This window comes from Parabacteroides timonensis, assembly GCF_900128505.1.
Lineage (GTDB): Bacteria > Bacteroidota > Bacteroidia > Bacteroidales > Tannerellaceae > Parabacteroides > Parabacteroides timonensis.
Map to the genome: position 1 here is coordinate 1,845,833 of NZ_LT669941.1, position 18,352 is coordinate 1,864,184.

At 45.7% G+C, this 18,352-nt stretch carries 13 protein-coding genes; 7 read left to right on the forward strand and 6 right to left on the reverse strand.

Annotated features, from left to right (window positions below):
- Nucleotides 1-53: 53 nt before the first annotated feature.
- A complete protein-coding gene (locus BQ7394_RS15060; protein WP_229058665.1) occupies nt 54-713 on the reverse strand; it encodes a Crp/Fnr family transcriptional regulator in 660 nt (219 codons plus the stop codon).
- 204 nt (nt 714-917) lie between these two features.
- Here BQ7394_RS15060 and BQ7394_RS15065 point away from each other — a divergent pair, with 204 nt between their 5' ends.
- Nucleotides 918-3,104: a DUF5686 family protein gene (locus BQ7394_RS15065; RefSeq protein WP_394333714.1), complete on the forward strand. Its 2,187-nt coding sequence runs from the start codon at nt 918-920 to the stop codon at nt 3,102-3,104.
- Here the strand turns inward: BQ7394_RS15065 and BQ7394_RS15070 are convergent.
- From BQ7394_RS15070 to BQ7394_RS15090, 5 genes are all read right to left on the reverse strand, one after another.
- Nucleotides 3,098-3,949: an N-acetylmuramoyl-L-alanine amidase-like domain-containing protein gene (locus BQ7394_RS15070; protein ID WP_075560051.1), complete on the reverse strand. Its 852-nt coding sequence runs from the start codon at nt 3,947-3,949 to the stop codon at nt 3,098-3,100. The two genes, BQ7394_RS15065 and BQ7394_RS15070, sit on opposite strands and share 7 nt — an antisense overlap.
- 317 nt (nt 3,950-4,266) lie before the next feature.
- Complete coding sequence (uvrB, locus tag BQ7394_RS15075) at nt 4,267-6,288, reverse strand: excinuclease ABC subunit UvrB (RefSeq protein ID WP_075558187.1); 2,022 nt, start codon at nt 6,286-6,288, stop codon at nt 4,267-4,269.
- A 2-nt stretch (nt 6,289-6,290) separates the two neighbouring features.
- Nucleotides 6,291-6,491, reverse strand: a complete 201-nt coding sequence (locus BQ7394_RS15080) for a PspC domain-containing protein (RefSeq protein WP_075558188.1) — start codon at nt 6,489-6,491, stop codon at nt 6,291-6,293.
- 60 nt (nt 6,492-6,551) lie between these two features.
- Nucleotides 6,552-9,215, reverse strand: coding sequence for a DUF5916 domain-containing protein (locus BQ7394_RS15085; protein WP_075558189.1), 2,664 nt, complete (start codon nt 9,213-9,215; stop codon nt 6,552-6,554).
- 6 nt (nt 9,216-9,221) lie between these two features.
- Nucleotides 9,222-9,959 (reverse strand): copper homeostasis protein CutC, encoded by a 738-nt coding sequence (locus BQ7394_RS15090; RefSeq protein WP_075558190.1) that lies wholly within the window; start codon nt 9,957-9,959, stop codon nt 9,222-9,224.
- A 179-nt stretch (nt 9,960-10,138) separates the two neighbouring features.
- Here BQ7394_RS15090 and BQ7394_RS15095 point away from each other — a divergent pair, with 179 nt between their 5' ends.
- The 6 genes from BQ7394_RS15095 (at nt 10,139) to thrA (ending at nt 18,351) form a co-directional block, all read left to right on the forward strand.
- Entirely contained in the window at nt 10,139-11,062 is a 924-nt protein-coding gene (locus tag BQ7394_RS15095; protein WP_075558191.1) for a DMT family transporter, read from the forward strand.
- Between the two features lie 36 nt (nt 11,063-11,098).
- On the forward strand, nt 11,099-12,166 hold the full coding sequence (bla, locus tag BQ7394_RS15100; protein ID WP_075558192.1) for a subclass B1 metallo-beta-lactamase, long type: 1,068 nt from the start codon (nt 11,099-11,101) through the stop codon (nt 12,164-12,166).
- A gap of 39 nt (nt 12,167-12,205) precedes the next feature.
- Nucleotides 12,206-12,901, forward strand: coding sequence for a carboxylesterase family protein (locus BQ7394_RS15105; RefSeq protein ID WP_075558193.1), 696 nt, complete (start codon nt 12,206-12,208; stop codon nt 12,899-12,901).
- A 69-nt stretch (nt 12,902-12,970) separates the two neighbouring features.
- Nucleotides 12,971-13,996, forward strand: coding sequence for an HlyD family secretion protein (locus BQ7394_RS15110; protein ID WP_075558194.1), 1,026 nt, complete (start codon nt 12,971-12,973; stop codon nt 13,994-13,996).
- Nucleotides 13,996-15,558, forward strand: coding sequence for a DHA2 family efflux MFS transporter permease subunit (locus BQ7394_RS15115; RefSeq protein ID WP_075558195.1), 1,563 nt, complete (start codon nt 13,996-13,998; stop codon nt 15,556-15,558). Before BQ7394_RS15110 ends, BQ7394_RS15115 begins: the two co-directional genes overlap by 1 nt.
- Nucleotides 15,559-15,909: 351 nt before the next feature.
- The gene (gene thrA / locus BQ7394_RS15120) at nt 15,910-18,351 is read left to right on the forward strand and encodes a bifunctional aspartate kinase/homoserine dehydrogenase I (protein WP_075558196.1); all 2,442 of its coding nucleotides are present in this window, start codon (nt 15,910-15,912) and stop codon (nt 18,349-18,351) included.
- Nucleotide 18,352 lies beyond the last annotated feature (1 nt).

Consider the following 18,352-nt stretch of genomic DNA (forward strand, 5'->3'; position numbering starts at 1 on the left):
TCCGTTTACCGAAAGCCCCTTCTCTTTTATATTTTCAAAAGTCCTGATCCTTATTATCCCATTTTACTTATCTTTCTAAGCTTGTCGTCATCTATCAATTTGATCTTACGTCCGTCGATAGCGATGATACGCTCAGAGACAAATGTGGACAGCGTCCGGATTGCATTGGAAGTAGTCATGTTCGACAAATTAGCGAGATCTTCACGGGACAGGTAGATACTCAGGGTAGCACCGTCCTCTTCCAATCCATAACTGTCTTTCAGGAATAACAAAGATTCTGCCAGACGACCCCGGATATGTTTCTGCGTAAGGTTCACGGTACGTTCGTCCGCAACTCCCAAGTCGAACGATAGCTGACGGATAAAGAACATGGCCAGATGCGGGTTACCCATTAACAATTCGGTAACAACCGTCATCGGTATCAGGCAAACTGAAGATGCTTCGAACGCAGAAGCATTCGTCAAATAGTTTTCCTGAGCAAAGTTTGCGCGATAACCAAAATATTGTACAGGCTTGATCATGCGAATAATCTGGCTTCTACCACCAACTCCTTCTTTAAAGATCTTCACCTTACCTTTTAGTAAGCACATCATGTCCCTTGGTTCGTCGCCCTCGCAATATATCAACTCGTTACGTTTGAAATGCTGGATCGTCGAATTATTACGGAGAATCTCCCGCTCTTTGTCGGTTAGTACTCTCCATACTTCTGCCAAACTGGCCGATAGATCGACCTCTTCTTTTTGTTGTTTAACCACGACTGTTTTATAACATACTTATGAAGCACAAATGTACAACTTTTCTTTTGAATTAGTAAAATGTTTAATACGATAAATTGTATTTTCAATTACATTTTACTTTCTTTTACTACTAATTCAAATTTTATTCGTTACGTTTGTAGCAAAAGGGGTGATAATTTGTTGAAAAGATACGTTTTGATATTTGCTCTGATTTTGTTTACTATAACTGCTTTCGCCAAACCGGAAAGTGGCTATAGAAGTAAGTTGTTGCCTGACTCAAAAGAAAAAACAGAGTCGTCCGTAAGAGCCGACTCCATTATGAAAGAAGTGATTAGGAACGCTGAAAAATACCAGCATGTACTATCTAAATACGAAGCGGAGATATACATTAAAGGACGCACGGAAATACTCAAACACAACTTCCTGTTACGCTTCGGGCATCATCTTTTCCCTGTCGACTGGAAGAACAAAGACATGATCTTCGAGATGGTAAGTTACTCCAAGTTCAATGCACCAAACAGTTTCCAGCATAATTTCCAGGCTGTGAACGGGAATAGTATCCCCAACAGCAAAAAGCAACAGGAGGCTCTGAGCTTCCTCAACCTGAATGTATATTCCTCGACGATCTACAACGAAGGGATCATCACGCCCATGACTCAAAACGCATCCAAATTTTACTCCTTCAATCTCGAGGAAGTCTCCGACACGACCGGCATAAAGATCTACAAGATACGGTTCATGCCTAAGTTGTGGAGCCAGAAGTTGATTTGCGGGGATCTGTATATCCGCGACAAGTCATGGATCATCGATAAGATAGATGTGAACGGTCGCTTCGACTTTGCCGAGTTCAACCTGGTAATGACATTCGGAAGGGATTACCGCCGGTTCATCCTTCCGGACAAGGCCAGCCTGTTCCTGCGTTATCATGTATTGGGTAATGCTATCGCCACCAGCTACCATTCTTCGTTTAAATACAACGCAATCGAGTGGGTGGAAGAAGATAATGAAAGTAAGAAATGGAAGTCACTCGACCTTACCGGGTACTACAAACTTTCGTCCGATACCGTCCCCATTATCACCGATACGACATTTTGGAACAAGGAACGCGACCTGCCACTTACTCCGGATGAGAAAAGACTCTACCAGATAGCCGAGAAGGAGAAGAAAAATGAACAGGAAACGGATACCGCCAATATCACCAAGTACCTGAAACTGACGGAAAAGTTCACCAACACGATCAGCATGGACTACAAGACGACCCGTCTCAAATATTCGGGCATATTCAATCCGTTCCAGTTGGGTTACTCCGGACACAACGGCATCACATACAGGCAGCGTCTGCGTATCAGTAAAACATTCAACAAAGACCGCCAGCTTCGTTTCCGTCCGGATGTCGGTTTCGTGTTCAAAAGGAAAGAAATATTTTTCAGCGTAAACGGCGACTGGGAGTATCAGCCCGAAAAGAAAGGTATACTCAGTATTTCAGTCGGTAACGGTAACCAAAGTTATTCGTCGGCTATCATGAAAGATATCAACGAACAACTCAAAGACTCATCGTTCAACTTCGATGACCTGAATCTCGAGTACTTCAAACATTACTATGCTGAAATACGTAATAACATAGAACTGTTCAACGGTTTTCAACTCTGGGCCGGTGTCACCTACCACCGCCGTATCCCGGTGAAAAAAGGCAGCAATATAACAGATCCCGGCGAAGAGGTGGAAGAGTTGATCAATGAAAACTATCACGATTTCACACCTGTTATCGGTATCTCCTATACTCCCCGACAATATTACTGGATGGATGGATACCGGAAAGAATATCTGTATTCCCACTATCCTACCATATCCGTCGAGTTTGCCCGGGCGATACCCGGAGTAGGCAAGAGTACCGGTGATTATGCGCGTATAGAGGCTGATATTCATCAAAGCATCCCTTTGGGACTGGCCAGGAAGCTGAATTATCATCTTAGCGGAGGAATGTATCTAAATCCGAAGTCGATCTATTTCGCGGACTTCCGTTATTTTGCACGCCGTCAGTTCCCGGAATCATGGGGAGATGAGTTCGGGGGCGTATTTAACCAACTAAGAAGCTTCTGGTTCAATGCATCCGACAAATATGTACAGGGGCATTTGATGTACGAGAGTCCTTTTATCTTGTCACAGTTATTCAAGAAAAAGACGTCCAAGTATATCTTGTCCGAGCGTTTTTATTTCAGCCAACTTTGGACACCTGTTCTTCCGAGTTACACGGAGGTGGGATATGGTTTCGGTAACCATATTTTCAACGTCGCCCTATTTGCCGGCTTCGACAGGTGGAAGTACCAGAATATCGGTGTCAAGTTCGCCTTCGAATTGTTTCAATGATTTGCCTGCGGACGGACAATCATAATCCCACTGTTCCGTTTGATACCTTCCACATACTCCTGCAAAGGGGCTTCATTGACTATTACCTTCTTCTGTGTAGTGGAAGCGTGGATAAAGGTCAGCTTCTCTCCTACCCGGCAAACGACACCGACATGGGATATATCCAGCCCTTTTATCGTAGTGACGAAGCAGACAATATCGCCGTCTTTGATACCGGCAGACAGCTTATCTATATCTTTCTCCGGAATATAATAATAAGTGCGTGCATTGATTTCCTTTTCTTTGGAGGCGATCTTTGCAACAAGCACCGGATTCTCTTTCAACGGCTTGTAACTGTCCGGATGGGTCGACATAAAAGAGACATCGACAGGAAGGGAGATCCCTCCTATTTCCCGGGTTACATCTTTCACGATACCTTTCCGTTGATTCTCAAATATCCAGTCTGTCGTATAATGCAAGCGGTCTGCGTAATCATGAATTTCCCCGTTACGATAACGGAGGGTTTGCAGATTCTTACAAAACTCTTCAAAGGAAGGGGAAGCTGATTGCATAGTCCTCGTTAATGCAACGACATTCTCTACCAGCGTCATACAATCCATTTCCCGAAGGTTGATGACTAATCCTTCCGGTTCCTTTTCCAAAGTAGCGGCCACATAAGGGGCATTCAGGAAAAAACGGGCCGTTTTAACCATCAGCTCTCCGGACGGCAATGACTTATTTGGAGCCACCTCTACAACATATCGGCCAAAGACAGCACGATCCTCATCGGTACAATATATTTTATCGGCAGCTTGCGCACGAAAAAAGAAAAAACAAGTAAAAAGCAAGAAATAGATTGTTTTCATAAATTCATTATTTATCAAATATGAGCTATCTTTCATTACAAGGCAACGCCTTGTGCCGCAGGCTCTATTTTGCCGTCGGTTTTTAACCGACGGATATAAAAGACAGGAGGCAAAGCCTCTTCCTCTGTGGACTTAAGCCCCTTTATCAACGGGGCTTCTTTCCTATATGAAAGGGGTTAAAACCCACAGAGGATCGGCAAAGCCGGAGCTTTTAGATATCCGTTTGCTGAAGCAAACGGCAAAAGAGAGCCTGCGGCATGAGGCTTTGCCTCATAAAAAAGGCTCAAATATTGCTCCTACTTGAAGCTCACCTTTTTCTATACTTTAGTTTTCAACTGATCTTCCAGTTTTATCAGCTCATCCCTAAACTGTGCTGCCTCGATAAAGTCGAGCTTCTTGGCTGCTTCGGTCATTTGCTTCTTGGTTCGTTCGATGGCCTTTTCAAGCTGCGAACGGTTCATATACTGGACAACCGGATCGGCAACCAAGCTTGGTTCCGGTTCGATATAAGCATACGGTTCCGCGGTAGCCTGCTGTTTCTCACCCAGGAGGGAGATACTATTTTTTACTACCTGCTTAGGAGTAATGCCATGCAGTTCATTGTATGCCAACTGTTTTTCGCGGCGACGGGTCGTTTCGTCCATTGTCAGTTTCATACTCGCTGTTATCTTATCGGCATAGAAGATGACCTTTCCGTTCACGTTACGGGCTGCACGCCCGGCTGTCTGCGTCAGAGAACGGTGGGAACGGAGGAAGCCTTCTTTATCGGCATCCAGGATAGCAACCAAAGATACTTCCGGCAAGTCGAGCCCCTCACGCAACAGGTTGACCCCGATCAGGACATCAAAAAGGCCTTTCCTCAGATCATCCATGATCTGGATACGGTCCAACGTATCGACATCGCTATGGATATAGTTACAGCGTATTCCCATACGGGTCAGATAAGAGGTCAGCTCTTCCGCCATCCGCTTGGTAAGGGTTGTCACCAACACACGTTCATCGATAGCCGAACGCTGGATGATCTCTTCCATCAAATCGTCGATCTGGTTCAAAGTCGGGCGCACTTCGATCACCGGGTCAAGAAGTCCGGTCGGACGGATCACCTGATCCACCACGATACCTTCGCTCTTCTCCAACTCGTAATCGGCAGGAGTTGCACTGACGTAAATGGCCAATGGGGTAAGCGATTCAAACTCATCGAACATTAGCGGACGATTATCCATAGCAGCGGGCAGACGGAAACCATACTCCACCAGGTTCTTCTTACGTGAATAGTCGCCTCCGTACATCGCACGGATCTGCGGGATCGTCACATGACTTTCATCGACAACCAGCATAAAGTCTTTCGGAAAATAGTCGAGCAGGCAGTAAGGACGATCTCCGGCCATACGCCCGTCAAAATAACGGGAATAATTCTCTATCCCCGAACAATGCCCCAACTCGCGGATCATCTCGAGGTCGAAAGTGACACGTTCGTACAAACGTTTCGCTTCATAATGTTTGCCTATCTCTTTCAGGAAGTTCACCTGCGTACCAAGGTCGACATCTATCTGGCCGATAGCTGCGTTGATACGCTCCTGGGTGGTGACGAACAGGTTGGTCGGATAGATATTCAGTTCATCCTGCTCGTCTATTTCCTGCCCTGTCTTCGGATCGAAAGAGGACAGGCGGTCGATCTCGTCTCCCCAAAATTCTATGCGGTAAGCCACACCGTCGAATGTTTCGATGGCGGGGAAGATATCGACCGTATCACCGTTCACACGGAAACAGCCGCTATTAAACTCCAGTTTGTTGTTCACATACAACGCATCGACAAAACGCCGCAATAACTTATCGCGGTCGATCTGCATCCCTTTCTCCAGATGAGTCACCTTTTCGGCAAAAGCCGTCGGGTCTGCCATACCATAGAGGCAGGAGACGGAAGAAACTACGATCACATCCTTCCTGCCCGACAACAGAGAAGCGGTCGTACGCAGGCGGAGTTTATCGATTTCCTCGTTGATCTGCAAGTCTTTCTCGATATAGGTATCGGAAGAAGGCAAATAGGCTTCCGGCTGATAATAATCGTAGTATGAGACAAAATATTCTACGGCATTATTAGGAAAGAAGGCCTTAAATTCGCTATACAGCTGGGCTGCCAGCGTCTTGTTATGACTCAATATCAGCGTAGGCCGTTGCACCTCTTTAATAACGTTGGCAATAGTAAAGGTTTTCCCGGAACCAGTAACACCGAGCAGTGTCTGGAAAGGCACACCACTCTCTATGCCCTCCGTAAGAGCCGCTATTGCTTCCGGCTGATCTCCCGTAGGACTGAATGGTGAAGATAATTCAAAATTCATTCTTAATAAAAAGTCTTTTTAGGTATAACCAACCAAAGGATAAAATAGGCTATCACTCCGGAAAACATTGTAAATAGACTCAACAGGATGTATCCCACACGGACCAGCGTCGGATCTAAATCAAAGTAATCCGCTATGCCGGCACATACACCGGCAATCATTCCGTTATTCGAACGGGTAAGTCTTTTAGGTTCTTCTTCCATGATCTGTCATTTTAGTTTTGTAAAGATACTAATTATATATATATGGTAGAAGAGATCAGGCTACAAATTGAACCAGTAATTCATCTTCAGCATAAAAGTATTGGTAGCCGGAAGACCGAACATCCGGTCGAGGTTACTTCCCCAGCTGCTTACCATCCGGTTGTCCTGGTTAGACATACGGTGTTCCCATACAAAGTAAAGTGTAGATCCCGGCAGATACTCCCACCGTGCCACGAGGTTGGAACGAAATTCATTAAAACTGAAATCAGGGTTCCTGAACGAAGCCTCCCCTTTTCCGCTCTTTATCCCGTAAACACCATCGACATAATTAATCTCATCGGCAGTAAAGAGGTGGAAACGATTGTCGTAGCTATGTGAACGAGTATCGGCCGCCTCCTTGAAGTCGCTGAACTTTGCCGTCGACGTAAACGGAGAACCATAGAACTGTATGGAAATATCAGGAGTGACATTTACCTGCAACTTCATAGTCAATCCATACGTTTTCTGCTTCATATGCCCCATCAGGTAGATCAGCGAAGGATCGCCCGGGGAGGTGGATGCATCCGAAGGCAGTAATGTTCCGACATACTGCATGTTGTCCGTATTCCAGGCATAATCCACCTGTCCGGATAAGTAGACGTGGTTTCCCAGGCGGAAGGTAAGGCTCGGCATCAGCGTATTGAAGCGGTTATATCCGTCGAGGTTATGATTTCCTTCATATTTGAGCATGAACATCATCCGCTGGGCCTTATCCGTATTGACTTTTACGGAGGTCTGGAAATAAGGATCGAAACGCATATCGGGACCTCCACGAAGCATGCGGCTGTCGAGACGGTTCCAGACAAAGGTTTCTTTCATATCCATTTCGTAACGGTTCATCGTCATACTCTGCCAGCGGAGAGCCAGGTCGTTACTGAAAGGTGTACCGCCGTAATTCCATTGATTTTTCTGGGTAACGGTAAAAGCGTTATAACGGAATATTTTCCAGATATCGGTCTGTCGGTAAGCAATCTCCGTCTCATTCGTCCGGTTATCGGTTTCCTTCATATATCCCATATCGTTGAGATCGAAACCGGGAGACGACCAACTGAATGTTTCCGAAAAAGCCCATTTGGCATTCCCCTTTCGTCCGGCTTTCACATATCCGCCCGTCCCGTTCAGGGAACGGCGGTCCGGATCGACTCCCAAGTAGCCGGCTGCCGATGCCCGCTGGTAATAATGCACCGGGTTCGTTTGCAGGAGAGTAATCGCCTCCTTGCTACCGTTCAGCGAGCTGACCATTCCTTTCACATCGATATAATAAAGCCGGTTCTTAAAATACTGGGTAAAATCGATACCGGCGGTAAAGGCGTTGCGCACCATGAAATTCTCCAGGTAAGGTTGATCCAAGGCCCGGTTGACAGAGGTAATCATTCCTCCCAGCAGGCTGTTTCCTTTCCAGTTTTTCTGGACACGGGCCACGGTGTAATTGGTCAGGGGTTCCACTACTTCGACATCTTCCACCCCGCTACGAGTCACCTTGGCCGACGAACGGGCTGTGACGCTCTGCACCACTCCGATCGTCACCCCCCGCCGGTTCGTGCCCGTCAGTTTCAGGGCACCGATAATGGGAACGTTCTCTTTGCTGTCGGCAAAACTGTTTATATTGTCTATCCCTTGCGGGGTATATGAAGGGGCTGCTCCGATACGGCGGGTGTAAAACATCATATCGTTGCCGTTGGCAAAATCGAGGATGTGTTTTCCTTCCAGGAAGAAAGGACGCTTCTCGTCGTAAAAGGTTTCGTAGGCGGTCAGGTTCATCACCGAAGGGTCGAGCTCTACCTGCCCGTAATCCGGGTTGATCGTCAGGTCCAGCGTAAAATCGGAAAGGGCGAACTTGGCGTCGAGGCCGACATTCCCTCCCCAGCTATGCCCCTTCTGGTAAGGACTTCCGGGTATCTTCGGTTCGTTGCGGTATTTCCCCATCACATAGGGGAGAAACTCGATGCCTCTTGGTTTGGGGAGATCGGTCATTCCGTGCATTTCACCGAAGGAAAAGACATGGCCGTTGTTCTTCAAAGGGATCATGCTCCAGTTCTGCACTTCATTGTTCCGGCGGATGATACGGCGGACATGAAGCCCCCAGATTCCATCTTCTGAAAGTTGGTTATAGCGGAGCTGGCTGAACGGGATGCGCAACTCGGCCGTCCAGCTCGAATCCGGCAGGTTGATATGTGTCTTCCCTTCCCAGACAGCATTCCAGCTGAGGTTGACATTCAATTTATCGGTTACGACCAGGTCGGTCTTGTTTCCTCCCAGGTTGATGTTGAATTCGGGGGCGGCCCGGTAATCATGATAGGTGTCGAAGGCCACGCTGATCAGGTCGCCCATGCTATTATCGTCCCGGTTCCCGATAAAAGGAATCATCTTATCCGGGCGGATATCTTTACAATAGACGCCTACGTAGATGTATTTATTATCGTAGAACAATTTGACACGGGTCGGGGAATCCGGTATACCGCGTTCGTAAGGGATGATCTGAACAAAGCGGTCGGACCACTCCCCTTGCTTCATCCAGAAATCTTCGTCCAGGCGTCCGTCCATCACCGGCTTCGTTCCTGTCACTTTCGTTATATTATAGATGCGCTTGTAGGCGTCTTTGAACGGAACAATAGAGTCCTGCTGTGCATGACAGAAGGCACAGAGTGACAGGAAAAAGGTAACAAAGGATAGCCGGTGTTTCATTCTATATCAGATGTAAGCGGCGACTTTATTCCGGTCGGTTTCCACTGTTTCAAACTCAGAAGAAACGATACTGCTGCCCATCGGGACATTTTCGTTCCGATACTCCATCTTGCTGTACACGATACTACGGGCAGAGGTATGGAACTCCTTCGCTCCGGTTTCGGCTTCGATCCGGGCGATATTATTTTCGCGCACACCGCATCCCGGCATGATAATGATACGTCCATCGGCACGTTTCACCAGTTCGGCAATGAGGGGGATACCTTTCACGGCGTCCGATTGCTGGCCGGAAGTAAGGATACGGTCGCAACCCAACTCGATCAGTTGTTCCAAAGCAGCAAACGGATCACGGCAGACATCAAAAGCCCGGTGGCAAGTGACGGATAATGGCTTGGCCGCCTCCATCAGGCGACGCATGAGGGGGACGTCGATATCGCCCTCTTTTGTCAGGCATCCAAACACGACACCGTGTACCTTCAGTTGTTTACATAATTCGATATCGAGCAACATGGAGTCTATTTCTGCCGGAGTGTACAGGAAGTCGCCACCACGCGGACGGATGATTACGTTTATATCGATCGACGAAGTGAGAGCCTGGGCCGTTTTGATCTCGCCATAACTCGGGGTGGTACCCCCTTCCGGTATGCCGGCACAAAGTTCCACACGTTTAGCTCCTCCGGCTTCAGCCTCCACACAGCTTTGTGCCGAGTTGGCACATATCTCGATTATTCGGGTCGGTTTCATTGATATTCTTTTTATCATATTATTAGGTATACAAAGATACGATAAATTCATGAAACCAAGATAAAAAAGGCTCTCTCATAAAATGAGCCCATAAACCGGGACGGACAGGCACGCATAAAAAACCTAATTGTGCGTTTAATAAATATCACTACATTTGCATTGCATAAAACAGCAAAAGAATGAACTCAGAAAAATTAAAGGGTCACATACTGATCCTGATAGCCAATATACTATTTGCTATCAATATGCCTATATCTAAGTACTTGTTGCCGACACATGTTCAGCCCGAATCACTGACTATCATGCGAATGAGTTCCGCTTGCCTGCTGTTTTGGATAGCCTCTCTCTTTGTGAAACGGGAAAAGGTGACGATGAAAGACCTGGGTCTGCTTTTCGTTTGTGCCCTTTGCGGGGTCGGGTTCAATCAGGGATTGTTTATTATCGGGCTGAACCGCACATCTCCGGTGGATGCTTCCATAATCGCTACGGCCGTTCCCATCTTCGTTATGCTGCTAGCTGCCGTTATTTTGAAAGAACCGATTACGAAGATGAAAGCTTTCGGTGTATTATTAGGCTGTTGCGGTGGTGTTTCCTTAATATTGGCCTCCACGCATAACTCGGGACAGGCCAGCGGACTTACCGGAAACCTGATGATCACAACCAGCGCAATCATCTATTCGATCTACCTGGTCCTATCCAAACCGTTGAGTTTACGCTACTCGGCTGTGACGATGATGAAGTGGATGTTTCTTTTTTCCACGCTCGTATTGTTGCCCTTCACTTACCAGCATGTGCTTGAAACGCCCGCTTTTCAACGGGAAGTATTCGATATGAAAGAGATCGGGGCGATCAGCTTTGTCCTGATAGGCGCCACATTTATTCCTTACCTGTTGATACCAATGTCGTTGAAACGTATTCGTCCTACAACGGTGAGTATGTATAATTATGTACAACCGATCATCGCCTCACTAATAACCGTTATGGTGGGACAAGATACATTTTCCTTCCAAAAAGCATTGTCGGCCGTCCTCGTTTTCGTAGGGGTTTATCTGGTGACCCAGAGTAAGAGCCGGGAAGATGTGGAAAAAGGTAGAATTCGTTAATAACAAGAATCTCAATCAAATTAACAACATTTGAAAATGAATACATACGGCTTATATCTAAAAATATTTTTACTGGGATGTATGTTGACCTTTTTACCCGATTGTTATGCAGACACAATTAGAGTAAACGAGAAATTACATCTGATAGAATTAAACAAACACGTATATATACATACCGAGAATGGTAATAATGGCATTGTGTATGTAAACGACAAAAAGGCCGTAATTATCTCTACTCCTGAAAATGATGAAGAAACGAATAACCTAATAAACTATATCCGTAAAGATTTAAAAGCACAGATTATTGGTTGTATTGTCGACCGTTGGCATCCAGACGCTATGGGCGGATTAAAGACAATTAAAAAAGCGGGTATTCTTTCATATGCATACGAAGGAACCAGAACAATAGCACAAAATAGAAATTTACCGATTCCTGAAAAGGGATTTAACCCCAGAATGGAACTGACAGTAGGAAAAGGTAAACTAATTTGTCATTATCTGGGAGAAGCACACACAAGCGATGGTATTGTCGTATGGATACCGAACGAGAAAATTCTTTTTGGAGGTAATGAAGTACGAAGCAAAGGATGGTATGGAAACATAGAAGATGCCAACCTGCGAGAATGGTCTAATACCATCAAACGGGTAAAAGAATTATATGGAAGTGCCGAAATTGTCGTCCCGGGACATGGAGAATACAGCAATGCTGAATTACTGGATTACACCATTAATCTATACGAGCCTTCTTTATGGGGACGAATTTTAAAATGGAATAATGAACAAGTGAAACCAATATTCAATAATTGTGGTTCTCTATTTGAAATAGCAGAAAGCGATTTTACCGATAATAATGATAGACACTTGAATAATGCCACTGTATATGTACTTCAAGAGAAAAAGAATAGATACCTGAAAATACAATCTCCCGGGATCAGACATGATAACACTGAAAGTAAGATCATATCTTCAAAAAGTGGTCGATTGCAAATATATGATATAGAAACAAATATATTGACAGAAGATTTATATTTTAAAGATTTGACTATCATATTAGAAAATGACTATGTCGATGCATTAATCATATTGAAAGAAGCTATACGTTAAGATACCCCACGTTCAGACAAAAGCCTAAAACATTTACGCATGAACAAACTATTCCTTTCCATCCTGGTTTTCCTTTTCGTTTTCAATATAAAAGCGGATGGTCAAACGCAGCAAAAGCCCAAAGCGGATTACCCGTACCTGCTCTATCTTCCGAAAGATTACCCAACGAATAAGAAGGATTACCCGTTGGTTATCTACCTGGGCGGCGGTGCACAGAACGGGAACGACCTGAATAAACTGAAAGCCTATGGAATCCCTTATTATATAGAACAAGGGCATGAATACGATTTCATCATAGCCTCCCCACAGTGCCCACAAAACAAATACTGGACAACCGAGAATTGGTTCGATTCATTGTATGCCGAATTAATTTCCAAATGCCGGATCGACACGACCCGGATTTATGTGACCGGTATCAGTAACGGTGGTTTCGGAACCTGGCAGGTAGCGATGGACTATCCCGACAGATTTGCTGCGATTGTCCCCCTATGCGGTGGTGTAAACGATAGCGATACTGCCAAAATCAGCAACCTGAAACAACTTCCCATCTGGACATTCCACGGGACAGCAGATGATATGATCCCGATAAATGAAACAGAAAGGGTTGTAAGCAAACTCGAAACGTATGGCCATATCCAGTTCACCCGCTTACCCGGTGAAGGACATGGTATCCAATACCTTTATAAAGATAATAAGATCTTTGACTGGCTGTTACAGCATCAGAAGAAAGAGTAGTCCTCACGGCAGTAACTCTGAACCTTTGTATATTTTATTTGTTTTATGCAATAAATATACGTCAAAACTATGGATACAGTAAGTCCCTCTAAAAAAACATCGGGCAATAGTATGGTATGGCTTATCGTCATACTGATTGTTGCTGTTGGCATTGCTTTCCTTTGGTGGTGGAACTACCGCAAATATATCTCGACCGACGATGCAAACCTCGACAGTTTCCGGGTTAGCGTTGCGGCGCAAGTTATGGCTCCGATGCTTAAACAATATGCCTGGGAAGGCGATACGGTGAAAGCCGGTACGATCCTGGCCGAACTGGATAGCAGCATGGTTGTTGCCCAATTGCAGGAAGCCGTTGCACGCCGGGAGGAAATGGTTGCCAACCTGAAACTGGATAAAGAGAATCTCAACACGGCGATCAAGAACCTGAGCCTGGCAGAGATCGACTATCATCAGGCTGAAGTAAACTACCGCCGCGACAAAAAGTTATACGGAAGTGATGCTGTTTCGCAAGAGACATTCCAGAATACGGAAGATACCTATAAAAGTGCCGCCATAAAAGTGGATGTTGCCAAAGATCAGATCAAGATATCGCAGGCACGGATCGCCACCGGAGAAGCAGCTATCGTTTCGGCAAATGCCGCTATCGAGTCCACCCGCGTATCCCTGGGATATTACCGGATCACGGCTCCGGTCGACGGGGTGATAGCGAAACGCTGGTCGCTGCCCGGCGATATCATCCAACCGGGACAAACGCTTTTCACCATCAACGAAGGTAAAAACCTGTGGGTTGCCGTCTATCTCGAAGAGACTAAATTCGACCACATCAGGATGGGACAACCGGCAATCTTCACGCTCGATGCCTTCCCCGACCTGACCTTCTCCGGAAAGATCTTCTATATAGGTACGAATACGGCCTCGGAGTTTTCGCTTATCCCTCCCAACAATGCTTCGGGCAATTATACGAAAGTGGCACAACGTATCCCTCTGAAAATATCCATCGACAAAGCCGTAGGGAAAAAAGACAAAGTAGAAAAGCCGAAACTTGTCTCCGGAATGTCAGCAACCGTTAAGATTGAAAAGGAAAAGTCAAAGTGATGGACAAAACGGATAACACAAGCAACAGTTCGTATAAATGGCTGGTACTGGGCAATATTATGATCGGTACATTCATGGCTGTGCTCGACTCGACCGTTGTCAACACTGGGCTGCCTGCCATTATGGGTACGCTCGGGGCAAGTATCAATACGGCCGAATGGGTACTTACCGGTTATATGCTGGCAATCGCCAGTATCCTGCCGGCAGCTGCCTGGTTATCCGACCGCTTCGGATATAAAAAGATTTATTTCCTCTCCCTGTTGGTCTTCACTTTCGGCTCGTTCATGTGCGGCAACTCCACCTCTATCGAGGAATTAATCTTCTGGCGCGTGATCGAAGGACTCGGCTGCGGGGCTATCATGCCGGTGGGTATGGCTATCGTCAGCAATGTATTCCCTCCTGAACAACGAGGGATGGCACTGGGGTTCTGGGCAATCGCTTCGGCAGCATCGGTATCGTTCGGCCCGTCTATCGGGGGTTACCTGGTAGATAATATGAACTGGAACTATATATTTTATGTAAACGTTCCGGTCGGGGCACTGGCCTTGTTCTTTACGGCTATTTTGCAGAAAGAGTATAAAGCACAGACGGTACAGCCTTTCGACATACCGGGATTTATTACATCAGCTATCTTCCTTCCTTTATTTATGTATGGCCTGTCGGAAGTAAACTCGTCGACCAACACACAGGGGTGGAACAGTCCGATAGTATTAGGTTCCATGTGGATATCGGCTGTCATGTTTATTCTGTTCATCTACTTTGAACTGACTGTAAAATACCCGCTTATCAACCTGCGTATATTTAAAGATCGGAATTTCGCACTCTCCAACCTGATGATGTTCATATTCGGTATCGGAATGTTCGGAAGTACGTTCCTGATCCCTCTTTATCTGCAAAACAACCTGGGATATTCGGCGTTTCAAGCTGGTATGTTTTTTATCCCGGTGGGGATCATCCAGGGTTTCTGTTCGCCCGCCGCCGGCGCTTTAGGACAGAAGATCAACCCGAAGATACTGATTGCCGCCGGACTGATCCTGATGTCACTCAGCTTCTATCTCAACTTTTACCTGTCTTTTCTTACAGAGAAATGGTATATCATGCTGAGTCTTTACCTGCGCGGTGTCGGCATGGGAATACTTTTCACCCCGTTATTAACCTTGTCGCTGGCTAAAATCGGAGTGGATATGATGGCACAGGCATCCAGTATCACCAATATCGTCCGCCAGATGGGTGGTAGCTTCGGCGTTGCAATCTTCAGCCACATGCTTACCGGGCGTACCAGTTATCATACCCAGCGTTACAGCGAAGCCTTGAACTATACCGGAGAAGTCTACCAGCAGACCATCGACAAGCTAAGTGCTTTCGCCTCACAAACCGCCGGAGCCACCGAACAGTCCGCCCGCTCCCTGGCCGAACAACTCATAACCAAACGACTCGAACTCGAAGCATACATCGGCGGTATCAACGACGATTTCTACATCGCATTCATCGTCACAATGATTTGTATCCTCCCGGTTTTCTGGCTTCGAAGGGTGAGAAAAGAGAAAATAAAAAAACAATAGTAACCAACCTATCCTCTTTTCCTGTCAACTTTCCACTATTTTATCACTTTCTACTGAAAAAATGCTTGCATTTGAAAAATAATGTGTAATATTGCCCCTGCAATAAGATATGAAAACTAGAAAAAGAAAAGAATGATTGCAGGTATAGCATATTATACATGGGCATTGATGACCCCTTGGGGGGTTAGAATTTACAAATAAACAAGCGCAGCGGCCACGTCCTGCATTGTTGCAATCATTTGTATTGCATCCTTTATGCCGGTTCCATCCGGTTCTTATTATCAATTAATTTAGTTACAAATAAATTGTCAATTGTCAACCGTCAATTGTCAACTAAAATAATACATACCGATGAAAGTATTGAAATTCGGCGGAACGTCCGTAGGTTCCGTGAATAGTATTCTGAGTGTAAAGAAGATAGTAGAGGCTATTGAAGAGCCTGTAATCGTTGTCGTTTCTGCCCTGGGAGGCATCACAGACAAGTTGTTGGCAACTTCTGTCATGGCATCCAAAGGGGATGTTGGATACGAAAGGGAGTTTTCCGAAATCATAACACGTCACCTGGACGTGATTGAAGGCGTTATACCCGACAAGATGCAGCGGATAGAAGTACAGAAAAAAGTCATGAGCCTACTCGACGAACTGGGGAATATCTTTAAAGGTGTGTACCTGATCAATGACTTGTCTGCCAAGACTTCCGACACGATCGTCAGCTATGGGGAACGTATCTCTTCCCTGATCGTTTCGAATGTGATTGAAGATGCACGGTTGTTTGATTCACGCAAGTTTATCAAAACGATCAAGCAATTCAATAAGCATATTGTCGACTTCGAACAGACCAATCAACTGATTAAAGAAACATTCAATCCGCTACCCAAAGTATCGCTGGTTCCCGGCTTCATCTCATCGAGCACGGAAAACGGGGAAGTAACGAACCTGGGACGTGGTGGTTCCGACTATACGGCCTCTATCCTGGCTACTGCCCTTGATGCCAACGTACTCGAAATATGGACAGACGTGGATGGTTTCATGACTGCCGACCCTCGTGTGATCAGTTCTGCTTATGTGATCGACCGGCTTACATTCACCGAAGCAATGGAGTTATGTAACTTCGGTGCCAAAGTGATCTATCCGCCAACGATCTATCCGGTATATCATAAGAATATTCCGATCCGTATCCTGAACACATTCAATCCGGAGGCACCGGGAACTTATATTTCCAAAGAAAAAGTTAAGGAAGAAGGTAAAGCCATTATTAAAGGTATCTCTTCTATTAACGACACCTGCCTGATCACCGTTCAGGGTTTGGGTATGGTAGGTGTGATCGGTGTTAACTATCGCATCTTTAAGACATTGGCAAAAAGCGGCATCAGCGTATTTATGGTATCACAGGCCAGTTCTGAAAACAATACCACATTCGCTGTCCGTAACGCAGATGCCGACCTGGCCGTGCAGGTACTCGATGAAGAGTTTGCACTGGAACGCGCTCAGGGTGATATGAACGATACCGTAGCAGAAAAAGATCTGGCTACCGTAGCCATCGTTGGTGAAAACATGAAACGTACCCCAGGTATCGCCGGAAAGCTGTTCGGTACATTAGGTAGTGCCGGTATAAGCGTTATTGCCTGTGCCCAAGGTGCTTCCGAAACCAATATCTCGTTCGTTATCAAACTTAAATATCTGCGTAAGGCATTAAACTCTATCCACGACTCCTTTTTTCTGTCACAATATAAAGTTTTAAACCTGTTCATCGCCGGTGTTGGTACTGTCGGTGGAAACTTACTGGAGCAGATCCGTATCCAGCAACCGAAGTTAATGCAACAGAACGGACTGAAACTGAATGTCGTAGGAGTATCCAACAGTAAACGGGCTCTCTTCTTGCGTGAAGGTCTTAACCTCGAAAACTGTATCGACGAACTAAAGAAAAACGGAGAAGAAAGCTCCCCAGAACATCTGAAAGAAGAGATACTGAAAATGAATATCTTCAACTCTGTCTTTGTTGATTGTACAGCCAACTCGGCCGTTTCCGATCTGTATGAAACACTGCTCAATAACAACGTTTCGGTAGTGGCTGCTAATAAAGTTGCCGCCTCTTCTTCTTACAGTAATTATATCAAGTTGAAGGAAACAGCCCGTCATCGTGGTGTAAAGTTCCTGTTCGAAACAAACGTTGGTGCCGGACTTCCCATCATCAATACGATGAATGACCTGATAAACAGTGGAGATCATATATTAAAACTGGAAGCAGTCCTTTCCGGTACATTAAATTATATATTTAATACACTTAGCGCAGACATCCCTTTCAGCAAAGCCATCCTGATGGCTAAAGAGGAAGGATATTCCGAACCCGATCCACGTATCGACCTAAGTGGTAAAGACGTGCTCCGCAAACTGGTTATCCTGGCACGCGAAGCCGGCTATAAGGTTGAACAGGAAGATGTTCAGCGTAAATTATTCATTCCTGAAAAATTCTTTGAAGGATCGTTGGATGAGTTCTGGTGTAAGATAAAAGAAGTCGATGCCGAATTCGAAAGCAAACGCCAGCAACTGGAGGCAGAAAACAAACGTTTCCGCTTCGTTGCCAAAATGGAAAACGGAGCATGCGAAATCGGATTACAGGAAGTTGACAGCCATCATCCGTTCTACGAACTGGAAGGCAGCAACAACATCATCATGATCTCAACCGAAAGATACCACGAATATCCCATGATTATAAAAGGATATGGCGCCGGAGCCGACGTAACGGCAGCAGGCGTATTCGCCGATATAATCTCCATAGCAAATATTCGATAAA

Bases quoted from the DNA above. Each gene is read 5' to 3' on its own strand.
- uvrB (WP_075558187.1), bottom strand. From the start codon at position 6,288: ATGAATTTTGAATTATCTTCACCATTCAGTCCTACGGGAGATCAGCCG.
- BQ7394_RS15115 (WP_075558195.1), top strand. From the start codon at position 13,996: ATGGACAAAACGGATAACACAAGCAACAGTTCGTATAAATGGCTGGTA.
- BQ7394_RS15085 (WP_075558189.1), bottom strand. From the start codon at position 9,215: ATGAAACACCGGCTATCCTTTGTTACCTTTTTCCTGTCACTCTGTGCC.
- BQ7394_RS15080 (WP_075558188.1), bottom strand. From the start codon at position 6,491: ATGGAAGAAGAACCTAAAAGACTTACCCGTTCGAATAACGGAATGATT.
- BQ7394_RS15095 (WP_075558191.1), top strand. From the start codon at position 10,139: ATGAACTCAGAAAAATTAAAGGGTCACATACTGATCCTGATAGCCAAT.
- thrA (WP_075558196.1), top strand. From the start codon at position 15,910: ATGAAAGTATTGAAATTCGGCGGAACGTCCGTAGGTTCCGTGAATAGT.
- BQ7394_RS15070 (WP_075560051.1), bottom strand. From the start codon at position 3,949: ATGAAAACAATCTATTTCTTGCTTTTTACTTGTTTTTTCTTTTTTCGT.
- BQ7394_RS15105 (WP_075558193.1), top strand. From the start codon at position 12,206: ATGAACAAACTATTCCTTTCCATCCTGGTTTTCCTTTTCGTTTTCAAT.
- bla (WP_075558192.1), top strand. From the start codon at position 11,099: ATGAATACATACGGCTTATATCTAAAAATATTTTTACTGGGATGTATG.
- BQ7394_RS15090 (WP_075558190.1), bottom strand. From the start codon at position 9,959: ATGAAACCGACCCGAATAATCGAGATATGTGCCAACTCGGCACAAAGC.
- BQ7394_RS15110 (WP_075558194.1), top strand. From the start codon at position 12,971: ATGGATACAGTAAGTCCCTCTAAAAAAACATCGGGCAATAGTATGGTA.